This window comes from Neobacillus drentensis NBRC 102427 (genome assembly GCF_001591445.1).
GTDB lineage: Bacteria > Bacillota > Bacilli > Bacillales > Cytobacillaceae > Neobacillus > Neobacillus drentensis.
In genome coordinates this window covers 77,586-99,426 of the sequence record NZ_BCUX01000024.1, presented here as the reverse complement: position 1 = coordinate 99,426, position 21,841 = coordinate 77,586, and the positions used below count along the sequence as shown (strand labels likewise).

General features: G+C 38.4%; 25 protein-coding genes. 2 read left to right on the top strand and 23 right to left on the bottom strand.

The features are described 5' to 3' along the window. Positions 1 to 82: 82 nt before the first annotated feature. The 5 genes from BDR01S_RS13655 to BDR01S_RS13635 form a co-directional block, all read right to left on the bottom strand. A complete protein-coding gene (locus BDR01S_RS13655; protein WP_066251210.1) occupies positions 83 to 1,228 on the bottom strand; it encodes a DEAD/DEAH box helicase in 1,146 nt (381 codons plus the stop codon). Between the two features lie 105 nt (positions 1,229 to 1,333). Next, a complete protein-coding gene (locus BDR01S_RS13650) occupies positions 1,334 to 1,633 on the bottom strand; it encodes a DUF5658 family protein (RefSeq protein WP_066363196.1) in 300 nt (99 codons plus the stop codon). Positions 1,634 to 1,752: 119 nt separating this feature from the next. Beyond that, positions 1,753 to 1,962, bottom strand: a complete 210-nt coding sequence (locus BDR01S_RS13645) for a heavy-metal-associated domain-containing protein (RefSeq protein WP_066251204.1) — start codon at positions 1,960 to 1,962, stop codon at positions 1,753 to 1,755. Between the two features lie 16 nt (positions 1,963 to 1,978). Beyond that, positions 1,979 to 2,431: a flavodoxin gene (locus BDR01S_RS13640; RefSeq protein ID WP_066251202.1), complete on the bottom strand. Its 453-nt coding sequence runs from the start codon at positions 2,429 to 2,431 to the stop codon at positions 1,979 to 1,981. A 118-nt stretch (positions 2,432 to 2,549) separates the two neighbouring features. Next, positions 2,550 to 2,801, bottom strand: a complete 252-nt coding sequence (locus tag BDR01S_RS13635; RefSeq protein WP_066251201.1) for an amino acid decarboxylase — start codon at positions 2,799 to 2,801, stop codon at positions 2,550 to 2,552. A gap of 264 nt (positions 2,802 to 3,065) precedes the next feature. Here BDR01S_RS13635 and BDR01S_RS13630 point away from each other — a divergent pair, with 264 nt between their 5' ends. After that, positions 3,066 to 3,398: a hypothetical protein gene (locus BDR01S_RS13630; protein WP_157406168.1), complete on the top strand. Its 333-nt coding sequence runs from the start codon at positions 3,066 to 3,068 to the stop codon at positions 3,396 to 3,398. A 75-nt stretch (positions 3,399 to 3,473) separates the two neighbouring features. Here the strand turns inward: BDR01S_RS13630 and kynB are convergent, their stop codons facing one another. The 5 genes from kynB to BDR01S_RS13605 form a co-directional block, all read right to left on the bottom strand. Then, positions 3,474 to 4,091: an arylformamidase gene (kynB, locus tag BDR01S_RS13625; protein WP_066251195.1), complete on the bottom strand. Its 618-nt coding sequence runs from the start codon at positions 4,089 to 4,091 to the stop codon at positions 3,474 to 3,476. Positions 4,092 to 4,200: 109 nt separating this feature from the next. Then, a complete protein-coding gene (locus tag BDR01S_RS13620; RefSeq protein ID WP_235846565.1) occupies positions 4,201 to 6,177 on the bottom strand; it encodes a WG repeat-containing protein in 1,977 nt (658 codons plus the stop codon). Between the two features lie 114 nt (positions 6,178 to 6,291). Further along, entirely contained in the window at positions 6,292 to 6,657 is a 366-nt protein-coding gene (locus tag BDR01S_RS13615) for an SCP2 sterol-binding domain-containing protein (RefSeq protein WP_066251193.1), read from the bottom strand. A 169-nt stretch (positions 6,658 to 6,826) separates the two neighbouring features. Further along, the gene (locus BDR01S_RS13610) at positions 6,827 to 7,840 is read right to left on the bottom strand and encodes a 4Fe-4S binding protein (protein WP_066251188.1); all 1,014 of its coding nucleotides are present in this window, start codon (positions 7,838 to 7,840) and stop codon (positions 6,827 to 6,829) included. A gap of 218 nt (positions 7,841 to 8,058) precedes the next feature. Continuing rightward, complete coding sequence (locus tag BDR01S_RS13605; protein ID WP_157406170.1) at positions 8,059 to 9,042, bottom strand: Gfo/Idh/MocA family protein; 984 nt, start codon at positions 9,040 to 9,042, stop codon at positions 8,059 to 8,061. Positions 9,043 to 9,244: 202 nt separating this feature from the next. On the opposite strand from BDR01S_RS13605, the gene BDR01S_RS13600 reads away from it, so the two are divergent. Next, positions 9,245 to 10,900: a glutamine--tRNA ligase/YqeY domain fusion protein gene (locus tag BDR01S_RS13600; RefSeq protein ID WP_082797419.1), complete on the top strand. Its 1,656-nt coding sequence runs from the start codon at positions 9,245 to 9,247 to the stop codon at positions 10,898 to 10,900. A gap of 37 nt (positions 10,901 to 10,937) precedes the next feature. Here BDR01S_RS13600 and BDR01S_RS13595 read toward each other — a convergent pair whose 3' ends face one another. The 13 genes from BDR01S_RS13595 to BDR01S_RS13535 all read right to left on the bottom strand — a co-directional run bounded on the left by BDR01S_RS13595 (position 10,938) and on the right by BDR01S_RS13535 (position 21,652). Next, positions 10,938 to 11,999, bottom strand: coding sequence for a PAS domain-containing sensor histidine kinase (locus tag BDR01S_RS13595; protein WP_235846564.1), 1,062 nt, complete (start codon positions 11,997 to 11,999; stop codon positions 10,938 to 10,940). A 19-nt stretch (positions 12,000 to 12,018) separates the two neighbouring features. Beyond that, a complete protein-coding gene (locus tag BDR01S_RS13590; protein WP_066251182.1) occupies positions 12,019 to 12,468 on the bottom strand; it encodes a GAF domain-containing protein in 450 nt (149 codons plus the stop codon). 15 nt (positions 12,469 to 12,483) lie between these two features. Continuing rightward, positions 12,484 to 13,137, bottom strand: coding sequence for a response regulator (locus BDR01S_RS13585; RefSeq protein ID WP_066251180.1), 654 nt, complete (start codon positions 13,135 to 13,137; stop codon positions 12,484 to 12,486). A 13-nt stretch (positions 13,138 to 13,150) separates the two neighbouring features. Beyond that, positions 13,151 to 13,816, bottom strand: coding sequence for a sensor histidine kinase (locus BDR01S_RS13580; RefSeq protein ID WP_066251178.1), 666 nt, complete (start codon positions 13,814 to 13,816; stop codon positions 13,151 to 13,153). Positions 13,817 to 13,868: 52 nt separating this feature from the next. Then, complete coding sequence (locus tag BDR01S_RS13575) at positions 13,869 to 14,150, bottom strand: hypothetical protein (protein WP_066251175.1); 282 nt, start codon at positions 14,148 to 14,150, stop codon at positions 13,869 to 13,871. Further along, positions 14,137 to 14,448 (bottom strand): hypothetical protein, encoded by a 312-nt coding sequence (locus tag BDR01S_RS13570; RefSeq protein WP_066251172.1) that lies wholly within the window; start codon positions 14,446 to 14,448, stop codon positions 14,137 to 14,139. Before BDR01S_RS13570 ends, BDR01S_RS13575 begins: the two co-directional genes overlap by 14 nt. Then, positions 14,441 to 14,632, bottom strand: coding sequence for a hypothetical protein (locus BDR01S_RS13565; RefSeq protein ID WP_066251170.1), 192 nt, complete (start codon positions 14,630 to 14,632; stop codon positions 14,441 to 14,443). Before BDR01S_RS13565 ends, BDR01S_RS13570 begins: the two co-directional genes overlap by 8 nt. Beyond that, entirely contained in the window at positions 14,622 to 15,146 is a 525-nt protein-coding gene (locus BDR01S_RS13560; RefSeq protein ID WP_066251168.1) for a QcrA and Rieske domain-containing protein, read from the bottom strand. Before BDR01S_RS13560 ends, BDR01S_RS13565 begins: the two co-directional genes overlap by 11 nt. 11 nt (positions 15,147 to 15,157) lie before the next feature. After that, positions 15,158 to 15,718 (bottom strand): 4Fe-4S dicluster domain-containing protein, encoded by a 561-nt coding sequence (locus tag BDR01S_RS13555; RefSeq protein ID WP_007086371.1) that lies wholly within the window; start codon positions 15,716 to 15,718, stop codon positions 15,158 to 15,160. After that, a complete protein-coding gene (locus tag BDR01S_RS13550) occupies positions 15,719 to 17,887 on the bottom strand; it encodes a molybdopterin oxidoreductase family protein (RefSeq protein WP_066251163.1) in 2,169 nt (722 codons plus the stop codon). It abuts the gene before it with no gap. Then, positions 17,874 to 18,956: a hypothetical protein gene (locus BDR01S_RS13545; protein ID WP_066251162.1), complete on the bottom strand. Its 1,083-nt coding sequence runs from the start codon at positions 18,954 to 18,956 to the stop codon at positions 17,874 to 17,876. The genes BDR01S_RS13550 and BDR01S_RS13545 overlap by 14 nt, the downstream gene beginning before the upstream one ends. 159 nt (positions 18,957 to 19,115) lie before the next feature. Next, on the bottom strand, positions 19,116 to 20,297 hold the full coding sequence (locus BDR01S_RS13540) for a hypothetical protein (protein WP_066251161.1): 1,182 nt from the start codon (positions 20,295 to 20,297) through the stop codon (positions 19,116 to 19,118). A 164-nt stretch (positions 20,298 to 20,461) separates the two neighbouring features. Beyond that, complete coding sequence (locus tag BDR01S_RS13535; protein WP_066251159.1) at positions 20,462 to 21,652, bottom strand: HD-GYP domain-containing protein; 1,191 nt, start codon at positions 21,650 to 21,652, stop codon at positions 20,462 to 20,464. Positions 21,653 to 21,841 lie beyond the last annotated feature (189 nt).

Below are 21,841 nucleotides of genomic sequence, written 5' to 3'. Positions count from 1 at the left end.
TTCTTCCTAAAATGAAAGTCAAAAAGACCCTACCGTTGTGCGATATGGCCTTTTCCCTCAAAATAAATCCACTACCCTAACATTATCTCCGTAATTTCTGGTCCCTTTGTCCTTCTTCAGCAATCAGACCTTTGTAAAACACTCTTTTATGCACAGGAACATTTAACTCACGGCAATATTGTTTCAGCTCTCGTTCTTCCCGATCGGTAACAAGTGAAATCACAACGCCATTTGCACCCATTCTTCCTGTTCTTCCCGCTCTGTGCACATATTGCGATATATCCTTTGGAGAATCGATATGGACCACATGGGTAACCCCTTGAATATCAAGTCCTCTTGCCGCTACATCGGTAGCAATTAGCATATTCATTTTTCCATCACGGAACGTCTTTAATGCAGCCTGTCGTTCGAGCTTTTTCATGTCGCTATGGAGGATGCCAATCGATAGGTCTTTAAAATGTAATTTTTCCTTGAATACCTCAATTTCGCCGATATCATTAATAAACGCAAGCGATTTACTATTTTCTAAGCGAGTAATTTTTTCGAGGAGTTTAATTTTATCTCTCGGCTCGCATAGAAAATAAATATGTTCCACTTCTCCTGAAGAAGCAAGTTCATCCTTTTCGATGCGAAGAACTTCTGGGTCCTTCGTCATTTCCTTAGCCAATTTTTCCGTTGCTGGTTTCATGGTAGCAGAAAACAAAACAACTTGGCGGTCATTCATAGTAGATTTTACAATATTTTGGACAGTATTCAGATGCTCGTGAATGAGTAGCTGGTCTCCCTCATCGAGAACAACCAATTTTACTTCATGCATTTTTACTTTTTTCTGTTTGATCATTTCAAACAAACGCCCGGGTGTTGCAAAAATAACATGTGGACGCTTTTTTAATTTTTCAAGTTGGCGTTTTATGTTGGCCCCGCCAATAATTGAAGTTCCTCTGACTCCACTGCCTTCCGACCATTTTTGGAATTCTTGATAGACCTGCATGACCAACTCTTGAGAGGAAGCTAACACAACGGCTTGCAGGGATTGTAAACTAGGGTCGATTTTATTTAATAATGGCAGTAAATAAGCTAGCGTTTTACCGGTACCTGTCGGTGACTCGGCAATTAAATTCTTGCCTTCAAGGATCATTGGAATAGCTGCCTCTTGAATGGAAGTCGGTTGTTGAAATCCCGATTTATTCCACGCTTCCTGCAAGAAGGGATTTAAGGTATTTAACATATTGAACTCCTTTAATTAAAAATCATTTTACTTATTATTTGTCTTTCTATATCGTATTGATACTAACTGAATTACCTTGGAGTGTCTAGTGAATGAGGGTCATAGTCATGATGTAGAATTAAAATAGAGGGCAATCCAAACCATATGATAAACCAGGACGGAGAGATAAAGAACACATGTGGAAACCAAAAGAGTCTTAATCCACCCTTTTAATGGACGCAAGTAAAACAAACCAAGCAAGAGAAGAGGCAGAAAGATTTTTATGATGTAAAAATAGGACCAACTTTTTTCAATAACAAGCTTCATCATCGGATTTCCCTCTTCAATAATACCCGAAACAATCCCAAAATGGGTCAAAACGGCATCCAGCAATCCAGCAAATAGCAGGAATAGACAGAGTCTCATTATTTCACCTACCTTGATTTTTACAAGATGTAAAGCGTTTGTAATTTCATTTTAACGAATATTCAGTTCTTAATAAAGACTTTTATTTCCAAAAAAAACTGCCCTCATTGAGCAGTACATTAATCAAAAGTTCTAAGAGTCATTTTATAAAGGTTACGATTGATTTCCTCCGATAGAATAAGACTCTCGTTAAAGTTTATTTTTATTTTCCCACTACCTGATAATATCTTTACTTTTTCAATCCCATTGGTTCTTTGCATCTCTCTTTTAATCTTTCCAATACACCCTGAGCAAGCGACCTCGTTTAATGCCAATTCAATAATACTCATTAGAGCAGAACCCCTTTCATTTTAGAAATGATTTTTCTACAAATAATTTGCCAAATCCAATACATTGTTCTATTTCTGCAGTTGTTGGTACGAGGTCAATCTTTAAACCATCAAGAACAACATCCGCACCCAATTCCACTAATTTTTCAGTTAAAATTTCAACGGCCCTGCCCCAATGCTCATACGAAGAGTCACATGAGCCGAATGCGGCAGCCACTTTTCCTGTTAAATTTAATGAATCCATTTCATGATAAAAATCGAGAAACTCATCTGGAAGATCGCCATTTCCCCAAGTGTAGGCGCCTAAAAGAATGGCATCATAGTTCCGAAGTTCTTCCACGTCTATTTCTAAAATATCTTTTATAACAACAGTTAAACCCGCTTCTTCAATACCTTTTCCTATATGACAAGCAATTTCTTCTGTATTTCCCGTCATACTTGCATAGACAATTAAACAAGCTGCATTCATGATTCAATCACCTCTTGTTTTTCTTTAATTGTAATGCGAATCATTCTCATTCACATTGATTTACATCAAGAAATGCAAATCACTTCAAAGATGGATCAAAACAGATACTATAAAGTCATTAGTTAATTTCATCTAGCTTTATTGCCATAAGTCTAAAATGCATGGGTTCAAGTTCATTGACAATTACATTCATTCCAAATGATTGTAAACTGGCAATAAGCGGCTCCCCTCGATGTGGCAAGTGAATTTCAAATATAGTACCTACTGGTGCAGCCTTTACAAAATTCATTATTTCTCGGCGTGGATGTTCACCTTTTGCAATTCGCTCCCGGATATCCATGACTGCTTTTTTATTAACGATTTCAAACATTATTCTCGTCCCCTTTTATTAAGAATTTCAGATTATAATTAGTTTATCACCATAGGATTCTAATGAAATTGATTTATATCAAGTTTTAGTTTGGGCTATTCATATCGCATTCCACTGAGGTCTATCTTTTGGATGACGGTGGAATCTTTCAAGAAGATCATAATTTTGAAACCTTTGTGAACATTGCCTTCAATTTGATATCCCCTTAAGGAAACGGTGATAGAATGACAACAGGAAGATTTCAATATAGTGGAGTTGATAATGGTGTTTAATAAGATTTCTCTTATCGCATCACTGTTGTTTTTTTTATTAGGAACGAATGTCTTTGCCGATTTTCAATCAGAAGTATCTTCTCCTCAAAATAATCCGAGATTAAGCCAAACAGCTCAAATAGTTACCTTAAATTCAGATAGTCATAAAATTATAGCAGCAAATAAAAAGACGACAACACAAAGGGAGCATGCCGCATCCACTCTTATTCAAGAAAAGGATGATCAGCCCTCCTGGAAAAATTATGTTATTCCTGTTTTAGTTGGTTTATTTTTTATCTTCGGACTTGGGAGTTACTGGTTGATTATTCGCAGGAAACAAACTTAAAGCGAAAAAGCGTGAATCGAGATTCACGCTTCTTTTTTAATCCATAATCCATTTTGGTGCCTGACACCAAATCTACTACTTACGTAGCACTGCGCGAACGGGGCTGCCGTCTCCTTCGACTAGTGGGAGTGGCAGGGCAATGAGTTCGTAATCGCCAGGTTCGATTTCATCTAACATAAGTGACTCGAGAATGTGAATGCCATGTTCATTCAAGCTTTGATGGGCTGGCAGTTCCTTGCTGTCAATTGGATCGACGGATGGAACATCCAAGCCAATCAGTTTAATTCCCTTGCTCCCTAAAAATGGGGCTAAATTTGGCTCAATATGTGGAATCCTCTCAGGGAATTCATTGGGATTTTCCCACGCAAGGGTTCTAAATAACACCCGTTTGCAGCCATCAAGCTCTACTCCTATTAAATCACCCACACCAATGCTTTCTTTTCCAATCACATCTATTACTTTCGCAGGACCGATGTATAGATTAAGGTCCAGATCAATGATTTTTTTCCCTTCATTATCAAAATGAAACGGAGCATCCACATGTGTTCCCGTATGGGTACTTAATTCGAGCCTGCCCACATTAACAGAGCCGCTTTCCTCCATTGGCCACGAAACCTCATATTGAAAAGCAGTATCACCCGGCCAAACGGGCATTCCATTGTTTAGCTTTCTAGAAACATCAAAAATCTTCATTACAATTCACTCCCTAGACTTTATTCCAACGGTTGTTACCATTATTTCATATCTTTGTATCCTTTTTCATTAGATTCCATTAAAAAAGACAGGACTAATACCTGCCTCTTCAATGAAACGATTTCCAAAATTCACTGTTCGTATTAATGATATCTGTTAAATCGTCAAACGGAAGGGTAAAGGTAGGAAAACCTGCGGCAAATGCTGCGATTTCATATGGAAGAAAGTAGATATTCAGTCCTGCCTCACTAATAAAATATGGTTGATCCGCCTTTATGCCATGGTATTCATCAGGAAATAGGTAAGAAGCATATTTCTCACTATTTTTAATTTGAGCGCCAATCCTATCACTGATTATTTTCACATAAGAGCTTCCAGACTTAAAAAGGTCTTTTAATTGATACATGGATCCAGTCTTCAGGTTAATATGAGCATATCTTTCCACCGGCATTCCGTGTGCCGCACAAAACGGGTAGTCATACCCTGTCATTTTGATGACCAGTAAATTTTTTTGATAAAAAGGAATCTCATAATCACCCGTATAATTCGATACCAACTGTGTGTGTGCGGGAACGGGTTTTACACCCGCTAATTCTTTTAAAGCTCGATTTATACGTTCAGAATTTTCCATTCCATTAATCTGTGGATAGTAGACCAAATAATCCTTATTCGGTTTGTATTTATGCTCAACTACAGAATATTGGTTATTTAGGGGCAATATCCTTGCTTGTTTCCAGAGTAACTCTCCGGTTCGATTAAAATAGAGGAGGCGGTCGTCAATATGGCCCTTAATTAGTGTTTTCTCAAAGCTAAGCGAGCCGCTGCCACTGACCATCGGCAGATGTTCGTTTCTCTTTCCGTGTTTGTCGATAAAGTAAGTATGCTGATCATCGGAGACTGAAGCAAGACCGTCCTGAAATTTATTGATCACAGTAAATATAAAACCCGTGAGGATTTGACCCCCTGAATCTGCTAACGCGTAAATGGATCTTATACAAGGCTGTTTTGGATCCAGCTCCTTTCCGATGGCAAAGCGTCCCTCATCAAGATATAAGATTTGATTATAGTTTGTCTTTATCACAAAATGGCCCGTTCGATCAATCACACCATAGCGGTCGTTATTATTCTCTGATAAACTGACAATCGCTCGCCCATTATGAAATGTCTCTCCATTTGAAAATTGAGGTTCTATGACTATTTTCCCCTGTTCATCGATATATCCAATCTTTCCTTCATTAACTTTCTTAACGGAGAGCAGACCTTCGCCATAATTCCCTACATATGGAAAATGGTACGTTTGAATAACCGTTCCGGTCAGGTTGATTAGTTGAAACCTACCTTCTTTTGTTTTTACAATCGCTTTCCCCTGGACAAAATCACTGGCAGTTTCATAGATTATCGGAATAACTCCTTTCCCGCGTTTATTCAAATAACCATATAAATACTGTCCATGTTCGTCTATTTCGACCGCTCGTACACGTCCTTCCTTATACTCTCCAACAATGATCGAATATGCCTTTTCCGTGATTTCTTTGCCACTCTCATCTATCACCTTAAATCCTCGAAGGTCGTTGACAACGGCCCGTCCTTCGGAAAAAGGATCAATCGTGTCGTATTTAGGTTTTACTATAAAATACCCTTTGTCATCGATCACTCCTGATTTATCCATTAAACCAACAATAGCTAAATCATTTTCTTGAAAATCCTCCGCACGATCGAAGTTTTCAGGAAGAACCATTTTCCCTTTTGCATCCATATAGCCCCACTTGTTTCCCCCTATTTCCTTTCTTACAACAGGGAAAAGGTAAACGGCCCTTGTCTCTCTATAATCGTAAAGCGCTTGGACTGCTTTTTTCTCCACTTCAGGAGGAATTGGATAATAATATATAAAATGACCATTGTAATTTTTAAGCACAAATAAATAGGGCTTTCGGTTAAGACGATACACCCCAAAGATTTCAGGTAATCCATCACGATCGATATCCATATATTGAAGGATGGCTTGTTTATCTCGATATTCCAGTTCTGCCCCAATTGGGAGGTACGGTATAATCCAGTTTATTAATTCTCTGTTTGTACCAAACATCATAACTCACCCATTTTAGTTTTCTATATTTATATGATGAGTTGTGGGCTATGTGTTTAACCTCATACTAAAAAACACCGCTATTTGGATGAACCAAAATAACGGTGTTTACAATTACAACTGTTCTTTAATTTTATACTTCTTCACAATGCTTTCAATTTTAAAGCCTGTGCTGATATCCCCCTTTACCTTGACTTTTCCTGTCAATAAAGCCACCGATCCGTTTAGCTTACCTAATAAGGATTTTTTGAAATTATCATATGACATCTGCATCGTAACTACTGGAGTAGCTTCTACTCCTTCCTTAATCGTTAATTTTCCATCATGAAAAAAGTGCTGATAGGTCCCTTCGGCATCTCCGTGAATATCGTATTGAACAATGGATTCAAAGCCTTGAATCGGGCCGGGATTTTCATTAAATATTTCTTCAATTCTATTCATGAGGTCTGTTAAAGAATATTCATTAATTGCTTTTGCCATTTGCAAGTCCTCCCTTAAAATACCAAAAATTCCATCTAGTTTCATGATACTAATACGAACCTAAGTCGTACAATGAATACTTTTTGAACTTTTTGATTTTTTCTTACTTATTGCTTTTTAACATCTTCTTAGAAAAAAATAGCAACTGATGTCAGCTGCTATGAATCAATTATTTTATGTTTTTTACTTCCGGGATTAGTTGCTTCCATTCTTCATAGGAAATAATTGAATCCCAGTGACCGGTTATTTTTGCAAAAGTAATAATTACAAAAAATAACACGAAAAAGGTGACTGGAACAAACCATTTATTTACCCTTTTGCGAGCAACCGTCAAATTGAGTGTGTCTTTGATAGGGCAGGCCTCCACACAGGACATACAAGCGGAACAATTAAGGGAATTTACCTTTTCTACTTTGTGAACCTTTAATCTTTGCGGACATACCTTTGTACACATTTCGCAGTTCGTGCAAGTATCTTCATTTCGTTCGATTTTGGTAATTCTAAAGATGCTGCCTAGACCAATCAATGCACCGTACGGGCACAGGAATCGACACCAAAAGTTTCTAAAGAATAACGACAAGATGAAGATTACAATTATAAACTTCAAGGCGAAGCCTCCAAGATTTACGAACATTAGAAGCATTTTTACATCAGAAACCTTATTATATGGTTCCTCAAGAAAGCTTTTCGCTGTAAAGACATCCATTTGAACAACCATAAGTACAAAAAATAGCATTAATAGGTATTTAATAGGGGTTAATAGCCAGGATAACCATTGTGGAATTTCAAAATTCCTTTTAAAAATCTTCCTGCCAACCCAAGCAATCAATTCATTCGCAGTACCAACAGGACAAATCCAGCTGCAAAAAGATTTACGAAGGATGAGTCCCGCCCCAACGAAAAACGCGATGAGGACAAGGCCAGCCGGATGAATGACATCGAAATCACCACTCGTCAGCCAAACTTTTAAAGCGACTAGCCCACTAATAGGCAAAAAGCCTTCAACCGCAGATGGCCTTTCAACAAAAGGAGTTTTTCCGAGTGTTTCAAAATGCAAATAAAATTGATAGAATTGCAGACCTACATATAGTAAAAACAATAAAAATAAGCCCTGAACGGTATATCTGGTAATTTGGACAGGCTTACGTTTCAACTGTTTATGATACCATGCCTTTGATTTCATTACGTTTCCTCCAATCTTACTACCTCAACTATAATGAACTAACAAATCATGGCATGTGATAAAAGTCATTGAGAATATTGATTTCATAAATAGTTCACATTACCTGTTTCAAAATTGACAAATAAGCCATGGAGCAACTTAACGCCTTTCAAAAACAGAGTAATATCAATGGGTCTTCATAAAACAAGGCCAAGGGACTACATCCCCTGGCCTTGTTTTCACTTTTCTTTATCAAATATAATGTTATTTTGTTTCCTTGCTTCTTCAGTGATTCGGAGGACTATTTCACTCCAGCTTTTTAATTGCTGATATTCTTGATCATTTTTCGTTTCAATAATCCTGGCTATATTCGTACATTCATAAACCATGTTTTGTTCTTCAAGTTCAACACCCAAGATTTCGCGCTCTAATCCACGGTTGTCAACGAGAGTGATGTTTGAAATCGGAGCCGCGTCTTCAAGGACAAAGGTTCCCTTTTCCCCGTGGATTTCACAAGGTAATTCCGAATGAGATATTTTCGAACAGAGGATTGTACAAACAAACTTATCATATGTTAAGACAAGGGTCCCGCTTCCATCTACACCGCTGCGAAGGAAAACCGGATGATAGTTTACTTGCTTCGGTTCCCCAAACAATCCGACCGCTAAATAGAGCGGATAGACACCTAAATCTACAAGCGCACCACCGGAATACTTAGCAGAGAAAATATTCGGTTCCTCCCCTTGTAAAAATAAATCATAGCGGGAGGAATATTTCATGTAAGGTAACATCGTGCTTCGGAGCTCTCCGACCAGATGGAGATTGTCCTTTAAGATGTTGAAATTAGGGGTATGAATATTACGAATCGCTTCAAATAAATAAACACCATTTTCCTCCGCAGTCTGGTAGGCCTTTGCCAACTCTGCGCTAGTTGAAAAAATCGGTTTTTCACAGATGACATGTTTTTTATTTTTCAAAAATGTTAGGGTTTGTTCAAAGTGTACAGAATTGGGTGATGCTATGTATACAGCTTCTATTTCTGAACTTCTCGCCATCTCCTCGAGGTCTGTATAAAAATAGGATGCATTATATGTATCAGCTAATTGTTTTGCTTTATCCTCGGTTCTAGAATAGACACTAGTTAATTGCAACTGCCCGCTAAGCTGTGCCGCTTGGATAAAGGATTCTGTAATCCATCCTGTTCCAACTGTACCAAAGTTTATCATTGAATTTCACCTCTCATATAGATCTTCAAAAAACCATTGTAGTCTTTTTCCACTATACTTTCCAATTCCAACAACCAAAAAAATGAGTAAATATTCCTTTTCAACTGTGTTTTTCAGCTGAATTGTTGGGAACAATGGAAAAATATCAGTATTTATGTTATTTATAATATAGGAAGTAAGATGAAAGAGGTTGAAAAGGGTGGACAATCACAATTCAAATTTTATTAAAGATATTATGATAAAAGACTTAGAATCCGGAAAGCACAGCAAAATCGTCACTCGGTTCCCGCCGGAGCCTAATGGTTATTTACATATTGGACATGCAAAATCGATCTTAATCAATTTCGGCTTAGCCGATGAGTTTAACGGACTGACCAATTTACGTTTTGATGATACCAATCCGTTAAAAGAAGATATTGAATATGTAAACTCGATCAAAGAGGATGTAAAATGGTTAGGTTTTGAATGGGATAACTTATTATTTGCTTCTAATTATTTTGAAGAGATGTATAAACGCGCGGTTTTATTAATCAATAAAGGATTGGCATATGTTGATGACCTATCAGCAGACGAAATTCGCGAATACCGTGGAACACTTACTGCGCCTGGGAAGAATAGCCCCTATCGCGATCGCTCCATTGAAGAAAATTTAGAGTTATTTGAAAAAATGAGAAGTGGAATGTACGATAACGGTCAAAAAGTCTTGCGGGCAAAGATTGATATGTCCTCACCAAATATCAATTTACGTGATCCCGTTATTTACCGTATTGCACATGCGACCCATCATAATACAGGTGATAAATGGTGCATTTATCCGATGTATGCCTTTGCTCATCCACTCGAAGATGCGATTGAAGGGGTAACCCATTCGATCTGTACGATTGAGTTTGAGGACCAACGTCCCCTTTATAATTGGATTGTTGAACACTGCGAAATGGAGAGTGTCCCGCAACAAATAGAATTTGGCCGCTTAAATGTAACCAATACAGTGATGAGCAAACGAAAGCTTAAACAACTGGTTGACGAAGGATTTGTTGATGGCTGGGATGATCCGCGTATGCCGACGATTTCCGGAATGAGACGAAAAGGGTTCACACCAGAATCGATCCGTGCGTTTGTCAGTGAAACCGGAGTTCATAAGGGTTCAGGCGCAGTTGATTCGCAAATGCTTGAACATTTTGTAAGGGAAGATTTGAAATTAAAAGCACCACGGACGATGGGAGTCATCAACCCATTAAAAGTTGTGATTACGAATTATCCAGAAGGCCAAATTGAATTGCTGGATGCGGAAGTTAATCCAGAAAATCCTGAAATGGGCTCACGGAAAATTCCATTCTCCCGTGAAATTTATATTGAACAAGATGATTTTATGGAAGAACCACCGAAAAAGTACTTCCGTCTGTTCCCAGGCAATGAGGTCCGCCTTAAAAATGCCTATTTCATTAAATGTGAAGAAGTAGTCAAAGACCCAAATGGTAATGTCGTTGAACTACGCTGCACCTATGACCCGGAAACAAAAAGCGGTACAGGCTTTACGGGAAGAAAAGTAAAGGGCACGATTCATTGGGTCGAAGCTGCCCACGCAGTTCCAGCAGAATTCCGACTTTATGAACCGCTTATTTTGGATACAGCAGAAGATGCTGACGGAGTTGAAAAGTCCTTCCTTGAAAATGTGAATCCGAATTCAATCGAGGTGCTACAAGGCTTCGTGGAGCCAAACATGAAGGAAAGCAGACCACAGGAAAAATTCCAATTGTTTAGACACGGCTACTTCAACGTCGATCCAAAACATACAACAGTCGATAAACTTGTATTTAATCGGATTGTTTCCTTAAAGAGTTCATTTAAAATTTAAAGTAAAGAACCAAGCGCAAAAAACGCTTGGTTCTTTTTTATTCAGAAATGGAATTGGGTACTTCTAAGATAAGTTTGGTTCCCTGCCCTGGTGAGGAGCTTATCAATAGTTCTCCGCCGACAGAACGAGCACGCTCATCCATACTGAACAAACCTACACCAAGGGATTGATTTTTAAAATCAAACCCCCTCCCTTTATCTTCAATCATCACTCTGACTACATCATCCAACTCTCTAATCGTGACAGTTGCTTCACTGACTTCCGCGTATTTCCGGATATTTGTTAGTGCCTCCTGAATAATTCGGTAAATCGTCAGCTCAATGCGGATGTTTAAGCGACGATTTAACACACATTCAAAATAGACATCAATATGATAATGATCAGAATAACGGGAAAGAAATGAGCGGATCGCCGGAACTAAACCTAGGTCATCCAGCACGGACGGCCGCAGCTCCCATGAGATTTCACGGATTTCTTCAATTAATTGGGTGGCTTCCTTTTGCATCTGCTGCAAAAGTGGATGGTCCATTTCCGCTAGAAGGCGATTGATGGTAATCAAATGGCTATAAAGATTTTGACCGATCCCATCGTGTAAGTTTCGTGACAAGCGCTTTCGTTCGTCTTCTTGAACATTGATGATGGTTGTCATCATTTTCTGAAGTTCTCGTTCAACTCGCTTTCGCTCAGTGATTTCATAGCGAATCGCTAAGTATTGGTACGGTTTACCTTTTTCATTTAAAAAAGGAACAATTGTGGTATCCATCCAATAAAAAGTACCATCTTTCGCCCTATTACAGATTTCACCTTTCCAAACTTCACCAGCCCCAATGGACCTCCACATGTTTTTAAAAAATTCTTTTGAATGGAAATTGGAATTCACAATTCGATGATCTTGTCCCAGCAGCTCATCTCTTGAATATTTCGAGATATAACAAAATTGATCATTTACATATGTAATGACGCCCCGAGAATCTGTGATGGCAACGATAGATGATTCATCGAGCGCAAACTTTATATCTACCAATTCTTGCAATGACTTTTTTAATTCTAACTCAAGGTTTGCAAGATTGTTTGCAGGCTGGTCCATTTCCTTTTCCATTAGTATCCACCTGCGCCTTTCATAGTATCTGAGCCTTTAATATCTGTTCCAGGGCTTGACCGGTCTCTCTTACCCGCTGTTGATCCTCTTCAGAAAACGTAGTGGTTTTTCTATTCCCTATAAGCAAAACTCCTTTGGGAATAGCATTGAAAAATAATGGGACGGCATAGGTAGAAACAAGTTTTTCAGCAAGCATGATTGGATGGTCGGTCACTTTACCGATCACTCCTTTAGGAAAATCTGTCATCATCATTGGACTGCCGCTTGAGATGATTTTTCCAGCAATCCCTTTTCCGAAACGGACGGATATTCGTTTGTATTTATCGTTCAAGTTGCCGCTTGCATAATGCCACCTAACATCCGGGCCTACTTCATTTTGCATAGCTAGGGCAACAAATTCACACCCAACCTTCTCCATCAGCTGGTCGCACATCAGGGTAACCGCTCGCATTTCCTTAATCTCTTTCATCCCATGTAATTCTCCTTAGATACCATAACCTAATAAACCTTTTCTAACGGCATATTCCACTAACTCAGGTCTGGTTTTCATCTGTAGTTTTTCCATCAAGTTTCCTTTATGGGTCTCAACCGTTTTAACACTTATGACCAGTTGTACTGCTATTTCCTTATTGGAATACCCCTTTGCAATCAATGTGAGAACTTCCTTCTCCCGGTCTGATAATAAATTGTACGTATCATTTCCATCTTGTTTAACGCTGCCCAAATATTCCTCCATTAACCGCTTCGTTGCTGATGGATGAAGATAGGCATCCCCGTTAGCAACAGATTCAATCGCTGACATTAATTCGTCATGTGGGGCGCTTTTTAAAATGCAACCTGATGCTCCCCCTTGAATGGCTCGAAAAAGGTATTCCTCATCGTCATGCATCGTGAGAATCAAGATGTTTATTTCTGGCTTTAGCTTTTTTAATTCGGTCGTTGCAGATAATCCGTCTTTTCCATGCGGCATGCTTAAATCCATAACTACCACATCAGGTTTTAGCTTTAATGCCTTTTTGATTCCTTCGTTACCCTCTGACGCTTCACCAATTACTTCCATTTCCGGATTTGTGTTCAACAGCATTTTCAAACCCATTCTAACTACGGCATGATCATCAACCAACAAGATCTTTATCACTCTTAACGCCCCTTTACTCCCTACTTACTAACGGAAGGGATAGCACTATCGATGTTCCTTCTCCTATTTTAGAGGAAATGTGACACTGTCCGCCAGTTAGAAGCATTCGTTCTTTCATGGCCGCAAGACCTGATGATGGATGATTGAAATCCGTTTCGTCCGGTTGGAACCCTTTACCGAAATCATCAATGGAAATGATCAGTTCTGATTCGGACCAAATAAAATTTATTTTCGCATTGGAGGTATCGGCATACTTGGCAATATTAGCAAGTGCTTCCTGGCATACTCGAAAAACTGTGATTCGATTTTTTTCAGAAATCCACTTTTCTTTTCCTGATGACTCTAAATCGACAAGGATTCCAAATGTGGATGTATATAACTTAATATAGCTCTTCATGGCCGGCAGTAAACCAAGTGTGGTAAGGGTAGGGGGGTGTAATTCAACAGAAAGCAGCCTAATTTCTTGGATGGTCTTTTCAATTAACTGCGACATTTCGCGGACATAATTTTTCATCTCCGGCTCTTTTTCACTAGCTTCAATAAACTGCAAGCCTGTTAAAATGCTATATAAATTTTGTCCCACCCCTTCGTGAAGCTCTAGGGCGATTCTTTTTATCTCTTCCTCTTGGGAATTAATAATATAAGAGCTAATTTGCTGTTTTGAATTTAAGACATCCATTTCGCCCCTCCAAATTTTCAAGTTTTTTTCCTATAAAAAAGGCAGGTTCTTGTTAGAAGACCTGGACCTTTTTTACAGTATACGTTAAGCCGCTCTCCGAATCAAAAGCCGACCAATATCCTTCCGACTGACTGACTCGACTATTTAGCGGTACAGCAAGAAAATAAAAATCATCAAAATATAAGCGAATATGGGTTTTATCTGGACAAATCTGTACCTTTTTTATGGTTTTCTTTACGATAGGGGCCTGGTCTCCACCATCCCCATCTTGAATAGCAATCGCAACCGGACCACCAACAAAAGTATTCAAGTCTTCTAATTTAATGAGTTCCACAGCTGTTACACCCTCTCTTCACCGGATAGATGAACATCTTATAGCCCTGCAAATACTCCCAAAACTTGTCGCCGGCGTTTTCTTCGATGAATTGAATCGTTTCTTCCTCCGAGCTCCAGTCACTCATTCCCTTTAATTCCGCAATGACCATTTCCGCACCATCGATTGATTTTTTTTCAAGAAACCAATTCAACCGTTTTTTCGCAAAGGTGTTCTTCAATAACTCATCAATTTCTGCGGAAAAATCACCAGCTTCTGGACGGACAAAACAAAAATCAATATAGGTCTCGCTAGTCATGGACATTCACACCTTTTTTATAGATAAGGAATGCGACTGGAAATAAAATAACATTAATGATCGCAGCGATGATGGTATTTGTATAATTTTCATAGAAATATTGATGGACCATATATTGAGTGAAAATAATATTTAACATCAACACCGCAAGTAGTAACGCAACAGGAAGATAACTACGCTTCATAACGTTTCACCCCTACTGCATATACTGCATCATTTTCAACCTTTACATAAATTTCAGGAAGCGGACGACGCGGTGGGCCAGCAATCGGTGCACCTGTTTCCACATCGAATTTTCCGTGATGGCAAGGACACAGCATTTCACCCTCATTCTTTTTCCAAAACACAGGGCATCTTAGGTGGGTGCAGGCATTTTGGTATGCTACATATTTAGTTTCCGATAATCTAATTAAAATCGCACTGTCATGCTCACCCGGAAAGGCAAAGTCAACTGCGTCTCCGACTGGCAGCGCTTTGACATCGGTAATTTTTTGCTTTGGATATTTTTTATCTCCCAATCCCGATAATTCTTTCGCAGCCAAGGCCCCCCACGGAAGTGAGGAAACAGCAAATACTCCTGCCGCACCCACTAGTGTTTTCATAAAGCCGCGACGGTCAAGCTTTCTTTCATTATTACGGTTTATATTATGTGTGTAATTATCTTCATTGAACGGGATTTTATTATTTTTATCGGTCATGCGAATCCCTCCTAAAACAATTTAGTGACGCCCTGCAGGATACCAGGAAGATTCACTTTTACATTCGTTTCGCCTTCTAAGTAAGGCATACTTGTTACCCACTTACCGTTATCAAGGTTAAATTGCTTTTGTTTGGCTTCAATTTCTTCATCTGTCAGCCATTGCAAAGTATTAGACGGGCAAACGCTCGCGCACATTGGCGGGATGCCATCCTTAGTACGGTCAATACATAGGTCGCACTTGTACATTAAATTTTGCTCTGTATCAAACTTTGGAATTCCATATGGGCAAGCAATCGTACAGTTTTGACAGCCAATACATTTTTCAACAAGCGCCGAAAGCACCGCTCCTGTTTCGTGAATTTGGATTGCCTGCGCCGGACAGCTTCTTGCACAAGCCGGATTCACACAATGAAGGCACATAAGAGGCATGGTTTGACGGTTAACAAGCGGGTTAACGTCGTAAACATAGTTACGGTTACGTTCCTCATGCCCACCGCACTGTGTACAAGCCGCTAAACAAGAACGGCACCCTATACAGTTTTCAAGTTCAAGATATAGCCTCTTTTTCATTTACTGCACCTTCTTCATTTCTAGTTTTTCTATCTGGGCTGCACATGCTTTGAATTCCGGCATCCGTGACATCGGGTCAAGCGCGGCAATTGTTAATAGATTAATAGATTTATCGTGACCAAAATGGTAGGGTACAAATACGGTATCTTTTCGAATCGCTTCCGTAATTTTCACTTTATATTCAGCCTCACCTCTACGGGTAAAAAGGCGAACAAATTCTTCATGTGCAATATTATATTTTGCTGCTGTTTCCGGATGTACTTCTACGTATGGCTCTGGGCACATATCTCGTAAAAACTGAATCCGGCGAGTTTGATTCCCAGAAAGATAATGGTAGACGACACGTCCGGTGGTTAAGCGCAATGGATATTCTTGATCCGGCTCTTCAGCGGGTGGACGGTATGGAAGTGCACAAATTTTAGCTTTCCCATCTGGATGATAGAACTTTTTATCTAAGAACATATGTGGTGTTCCTTCGTCCTTTTCATCTTTACAAGGCCAGAAGACACCGTCTTGCTTGTCAATTTTATCCCATGTGGCTCCGTAATAATCAGCGTAGCCACCCTTAGAAGCTAAACGGAATTCGTCGGCTACGTCTCTAGCTGTTTTCAAATGAGAGAAATATTTTCCTCTTCCAAGATATTCTGCAAGCTCTACTTGAATCTGCCAATCAGGCTTTGATTCACCAAGCGGCTCTTGAGCTTTATTGATTTTTATGATCCGTCCTTCTAGATTTGTAACTGTTCCTTCATCTTCTGACCATGTAACTGTTGGAAGTATAACATCGGCAAATTCAGCAGATTCAGAAAGATAGAAATCTGCACAAACCATGAAATCTAAACCCTTCATAGCTTTACGGACAAAGTTTAAGTTTGGTGCAGATACTGCTGGATTAGAACAAAGTAAATACATGGCTCGGATTGTTTTTTGTTCCATTAATTCAAACATTTCGTAAGCAGACACACCTGGCTGCGGCATTTCTTCTGGAGTAATTCCCCAAACCTGGCATACTTCCTCAACATGCTTCGGATTCGTAAGTTTACGGTAACCCGGAAGTAAGTCTGACTTTTGACCATGTTCACGGCCGCCTTGACCGTTTCCTTGACCCGTAAAAGTGGCAACCCCTGATTTTGGACGGCCAATTTTTCCAGTTACTAACGCCATGTTGGTGTAAGCCGATACGTTATCGACCCCTTTATGCTGCTGCTCGATCCCACGGGCAAACATCACAACAGCATTTGGAGATTTTCCGTAAATTTCAGCGGCCCGAATGATCTTTTCAGGTGCAACGCCAGTAATTTCACTTGTATATTCTGGTGTAAATTCTTTTACTAATTCTTTAGTTTCTTCAAAGCCATTTGTATGATTATTTACAAAATCTTCATCAGCATAGCCGTTTTGAATTAGTAAATTTAATATTCCGTTTGCAAGCGCAAGGTCTGTTCCTGGTCTTAAATCTAGGTGCACATCTGCTCTTCTGGCAATTGGTGTTTCACGAGGGTCTGCCACAATTAAGTAGCCTCCTCTTTCCTGTACTGCCCACACTCGGAACATCGAAGTTGGGTGACACTCTGCTGTATTACTGCCTGCAATAAACAAACAATCTGTTTCATGAAGATCTGTCCAAGGTAATGTTGAACCGCGGTCAACACCAAAAGAGCGGAGGAAGCCACCAGCTGCACTCGACATACAGAAACGGCCATTATAGTCGATATAGCGAGTTTGCATCGCAACCCTAGCAAACTTCCCAGTTAAATAACATTTTTCATTGGTCATTGATACACCACTGAAGACAGATAAACTATCTTTTCCGTACTTGCTCTGAAGTTCAGCAAACTTTTTCGCAATTAGGCTGTAGGCTTCATCCCATGTTGCTTCACGAAAGCCTTCTTTAGTACCCTTTAGTGAGGCATCATCACGAATTAACGGTTTCAAGAGCCGATCATCATGGTTAGTTTGTTGGTACGCAGTAACCCCTTTCGGGCACATTTTTCCAACGGTTACTGGCCAGTCATAACGAGGCTCCACCCCAATAATTTTATTTGTTTTTGTATTAACTCGTAAATTCATTCCACATTGCATTCCACAATAGCTGCAGTGCGTTTTAACGAGTGTTTCATTTGGATGACGTAGATTTTCTATCTCCTTGAAAAACTTATCCCTTTGCATTCTGGTTTGCCTCCTTGACTTTAACTTGATGTGTTGCGAAGCCTGAGAATCTTGAGATTCTATATTTTCTGCGACATGGCAGGCATAGCTCAGCAAGATTAAAACCATCCTGCATGTTGAATTCCATATCATTTACACCCAATACCTGGATGACATCGTTTGACTGTTCTACAGAGACAAAATGATCTCCGCACACCTTACATTCTTTCATTTGCTGCTCACCATAGTGTTCACGGTAATTTCTAGCAAAAACACTCATTGGACGGAAAGGAATATGCGCTAGCTTTCCAAATGGTAAATAAATTAATGTCACGATCACGGAAAATTGATGAATCAGTGACATTTGCGGCTGCATCCAACCATGCAGAACAATATTTTGGAAAGTTAATAATAGTCCTGTAATCGAAATAAATAATAATAGATAAAGAGGTAAGAAATCATACATGAATTTTTGTTCTGCTCTCGCCTGCATGTTACTTAAGCGACGGTAAAGCGCCATGCACACGCCCGCAGTCACCATAATAGCTGCGATATTTAGTGCATTATAGGAGAACCAAGCAATAATTCCTTCGGCTTTAACATGCATTACGTTCATTCCAAATAACACGATCGTATAGTAGCCATTGTCTTCCATCGTAAAATACATCCAGCTGAACACGAGCGGAAAGGTCACCAAACACGCAAGGACACAGCCCCAGCCGATTAGAATATGCTGTACCCATCGGTAAAGCCCGCGATTTCGGATAAAATCGTAAATGGCTAAATGATTAACAGCCGTTTTCGGTGTACTTTTTCGTAATAAAAGCTTTAAGCCTTTTTTGATGATAATTTTGGTTGGCGGTCTTTCCCCCCAAGCAATAAAGCGGTAGAAAAATCCGCCGATAAATACGATTGTACCGACCATGTATCCGTATAGATTTAAGTCAATGTGCGTGAACATTCTTGTGCCAATAAACATTAAAATCGCGATTCCGACAACTGTTAGAAACATTGATTTAGCAAAATGTGAAGCAAAGGCATGATTGACTGATCTTCCTGTTTCTTTATTCGTTGCAATATTTGCTTGCATCCTAAGTCCCTCCTAAAAAAATAACACCACCGTTTTTCTTACTCTAATTGTAAGAAAAATGGTGGTGTTATAAATATCAGGGAGTTCCCCTATCATGGGGGAGAAAAACCCTTAGAAATGTTATTTTAGACAAATGTCTGTCACAATTAGTTTTGGGAACTAATTTTGAGTGTACTTTTTTCGCCATGAATATAGAAGAAGCAATAAACCAATTAGTATTTGCAGGGTAAAAAGGATTGCATCCCAAAACGGAAGAGAGGTCGGCCCTTTAGAAAAACCGGGAAGAACTTTTTCCCATGCAAATAATACCTGCGGGACATAAAAGAATGTATATAAGCTAACGGTTAAAGCAACTCCGATAGAGTAAAAGACTGAATAAAGGATAACAATTCTTCTTTCTCCGTCGAAGGTCACCTCTTTAATTGATGATACCTTCAGAAATGAAATCTTCTCCTTTATTGCCTGCTGAGCATTTTCCATTAAATTATAGCAGCCAGTCACATTTTCAAAAACGTAATATAAATCGGTTTTCATATATATGAAGCATTGGTAAACTATTCGAAGAAATGTATCTAGGACCATTACACTCATAATACCCAAGAATATTTCTGATCCATTCGCGAAAATTAATTGGCTAATTAATGCGATTGACAGGATAAGTGTATCAAAGCAAAGACCCGCTAAAAACAATACATTCCTTTTTTTTGCAGGAAGTTTCCAAACCGTTGACATATCAGTCTCAAGGACAACAAGAATTAAACGATGCCCGACCTCCAATTTAGTTGGAAGATTCTGAGCCCGCATCGCCAATATGTGCCCCAACTCATGAATCAAGACAAGCACGGTAGTAATTCCTAACCAGGTAAGGATATTCAAAATCATTAAATCAAACACAAACAAATCCTTATAATGCGGAAATAAACTTGGATGGGATAGAAGGATGACTACATTGACTAGCAATAAAGTCAAGTAAATAAGGAAAGCAAACTTATTAAAGAAAAATTTCCCGATCTTTGGCGAAATCCATAAAAAGCCCAATTTTTCTTTTTTCTCTCCCTTAACCTCAATCTTACTGCCATCAATTTCAGCTATAAGCGCTAACTCAAAAAGCTGTTCAGCAAAATCAATTAGGTTAACTTCATCATTCGGGTATTTTTTTTTAAGATGTAGCTCTATCTCCCCTAATGGTTTTCCATTATTAATCATACGGATTGCTTCAATACAAATTTCAGGCATCTCAAAAAATTCTCCTGAAATTTTATCTTCAACAATAAAATTTCTTTTATCTTTTCGAATCTCGATAGGAACTAACGAGAGAGTATTATTTAGTGTTAGCTTCATTATTACACCCTTTAACTTGCAATCTAAATATAAAGAAGGATGCATCGCAAGTTGCTAGCATCCCCTTCTGCAATGTTTTACAACCACCCACACCACCAACACGAAAAAACAGTTGCTTTAACTTTTTTTAATTTACGGATTTTCAAGGTATCACCTCCTAAAAATTATTTAGAAGCTTCTATAATATTTGCATTTGCCACTACAGTGTTTTCATCAAAATTATTATGAATTTCCCTCCATTTTGGAAGTACTTTTTTAAATTCATCTACTAATTCAGGATCAAACTGCGTACCTTTGCCATCTAAAATCCGCTCATATGCAGCTTCAACAGTTAATGCAGATCGATAAGATCTTGTTGACGTCATAGCATCAAATGCATCAGCAATTGCAGCCACCCTAGCAAGATATGGTATTTCATTACCTTTTAATTTATCAGGATATCCTTTTCCATCCCATCGTTCATGATGAGAGCGAATTACCTCAATATTATTACTTAATCCCACAACATTTGATACAGCCTCTGCACCAACAATAGTGTGAGACTTTATTACTTCATATTCCTCGTTTGTCAAACTTGTTGGTTTCATCAAAATTTGATCAGGAATATTAATTTTTCCAATATCATGAAGTAAACAAGCAAAATTAAAGGACTTTAACTCTTCATCATTGAATCTATTACAATGTTTAGCCAGCACTAAAGCATAACTTGCAACTCTCTCACTGTGCCCTCTTGTGTACGGATCCTTAAGCTCAAGCGTAGCTATTACACCTTTAACAAGGCCAACAAGTTGATAGTCAAATGACGTTTTTATCGCCTTTACGTATGATTGAAATCGGTTTAAAAGGATAAATGAAAAGACTGATAGAATTGCTAACAATAATATTCCAATTAGTACATTTGGAGTTCTAATAACTATTCCTACCAAAATGTATTTCAACAATAAACCAAATGAAACAACTTTTAAAAAAGGAGTATTAACAAATATAGGTGATAATAACAACCAAAAGATTTCGACCGCATTTCCGCTCTTATAAAGTTCTGGCTTACCATAATAAGAGATTATCTCATTTATGGTCATTAAAGATGTGTAACAGATAAAATATATGTATTTAATTAGATAATACTTTTCCTTCTTATTTAAATAAATTGCTATTGGGATTAACGCAAACATTATCAGGTAAATCCAAGAACCCAATATATCATCAGCTTCAATTTTCAATTTAGGCGTGTACTTAGCAATAAAACTATAGGATACATCGAACGCAATATAGATAATATAAAATAGAACTAAAAACCACTTAACTGTTCTGCCTTCTTCATTTCTAATATTAGAATCTATTGTTTGTTTTTTCATAAGTACTTCCCTCACGTAACGAATAAGATTACTTTTTATCGACAACATCATTATTTTTCTGACAAATAATCCTACAAAAAAGCTTATTCAGCACTTTTCTTTTAATTATAAATCATTTGTTTTAATAGAAATAGAGAAAACAAGAATGATTTATGTATAAAATATAAATATTTTAAGCAATATTGTAGA

What these genes read in the sequence shown, in the direction of transcription:
- BDR01S_RS13615 (WP_066251193.1), bottom strand. Translation starts at nt 6,657, where the DNA reads ATGGCAAAAGCAATTAATGAATATTCTTTAACAGACCTCATGAATAGA.
- BDR01S_RS13580 (WP_066251178.1), bottom strand. Translation starts at nt 13,816, where the DNA reads ATGGATGTCTTAAATTCAAAACAGCAAATTAGCTCTTATATTATTAAT.
- BDR01S_RS13595 (WP_235846564.1), bottom strand. Translation starts at nt 11,999, where the DNA reads ATGGAAAAGGAAATGGACCAGCCTGCAAACAATCTTGCAAACCTTGAG.
- BDR01S_RS13560 (WP_066251168.1), bottom strand. Translation starts at nt 15,146, where the DNA reads ATGACCGATAAAAATAATAAAATCCCGTTCAATGAAGATAATTACACA.
- BDR01S_RS13645 (WP_066251204.1), bottom strand. Translation starts at nt 1,962, where the DNA reads ATGAGTATTATTGAATTGGCATTAAACGAGGTCGCTTGCTCAGGGTGT.
- BDR01S_RS13655 (WP_066251210.1), bottom strand. Translation starts at nt 1,228, where the DNA reads ATGTTAAATACCTTAAATCCCTTCTTGCAGGAAGCGTGGAATAAATCG.
- BDR01S_RS13590 (WP_066251182.1), bottom strand. Translation starts at nt 12,468, where the DNA reads ATGAAAGAGATTAAGGAAATGCGAGCGGTTACCCTGATGTGCGACCAG.
- BDR01S_RS13545 (WP_066251162.1), bottom strand. Translation starts at nt 18,956, where the DNA reads ATGCAAGCAAATATTGCAACGAATAAAGAAACAGGAAGATCAGTCAAT.
- kynB (WP_066251195.1), bottom strand. Translation starts at nt 4,091, where the DNA reads ATGAAGATTTTTGATGTTTCTAGAAAGCTAAACAATGGAATGCCCGTT.
- BDR01S_RS13550 (WP_066251163.1), bottom strand. Translation starts at nt 17,887, where the DNA reads ATGCAAAGGGATAAGTTTTTCAAGGAGATAGAAAATCTACGTCATCCA.
- BDR01S_RS13535 (WP_066251159.1), bottom strand. Translation starts at nt 21,652, where the DNA reads ATGAAAAAACAAACAATAGATTCTAATATTAGAAATGAAGAAGGCAGA.
- BDR01S_RS13570 (WP_066251172.1), bottom strand. Translation starts at nt 14,448, where the DNA reads ATGACTAGCGAGACCTATATTGATTTTTGTTTTGTCCGTCCAGAAGCT.
- BDR01S_RS13640 (WP_066251202.1), bottom strand. Translation starts at nt 2,431, where the DNA reads ATGAATGCAGCTTGTTTAATTGTCTATGCAAGTATGACGGGAAATACA.
- BDR01S_RS13650 (WP_066363196.1), bottom strand. Translation starts at nt 1,633, where the DNA reads ATGAGACTCTGTCTATTCCTGCTATTTGCTGGATTGCTGGATGCCGTT.
- BDR01S_RS13540 (WP_066251161.1), bottom strand. Translation starts at nt 20,297, where the DNA reads ATGAAGCTAACACTAAATAATACTCTCTCGTTAGTTCCTATCGAGATT.
- BDR01S_RS13555 (WP_007086371.1), bottom strand. Translation starts at nt 15,718, where the DNA reads ATGAAAAAGAGGCTATATCTTGAACTTGAAAACTGTATAGGGTGCCGT.
- BDR01S_RS13565 (WP_066251170.1), bottom strand. Translation starts at nt 14,632, where the DNA reads ATGAAGCGTAGTTATCTTCCTGTTGCGTTACTACTTGCGGTGTTGATG.
- BDR01S_RS13635 (WP_066251201.1), bottom strand. Translation starts at nt 2,801, where the DNA reads ATGTTTGAAATCGTTAATAAAAAAGCAGTCATGGATATCCGGGAGCGA.
- BDR01S_RS13610 (WP_066251188.1), bottom strand. Translation starts at nt 7,840, where the DNA reads ATGAAATCAAAGGCATGGTATCATAAACAGTTGAAACGTAAGCCTGTC.
- BDR01S_RS13620 (WP_235846565.1), bottom strand. Translation starts at nt 6,177, where the DNA reads ATGTTTGGTACAAACAGAGAATTAATAAACTGGATTATACCGTACCTC.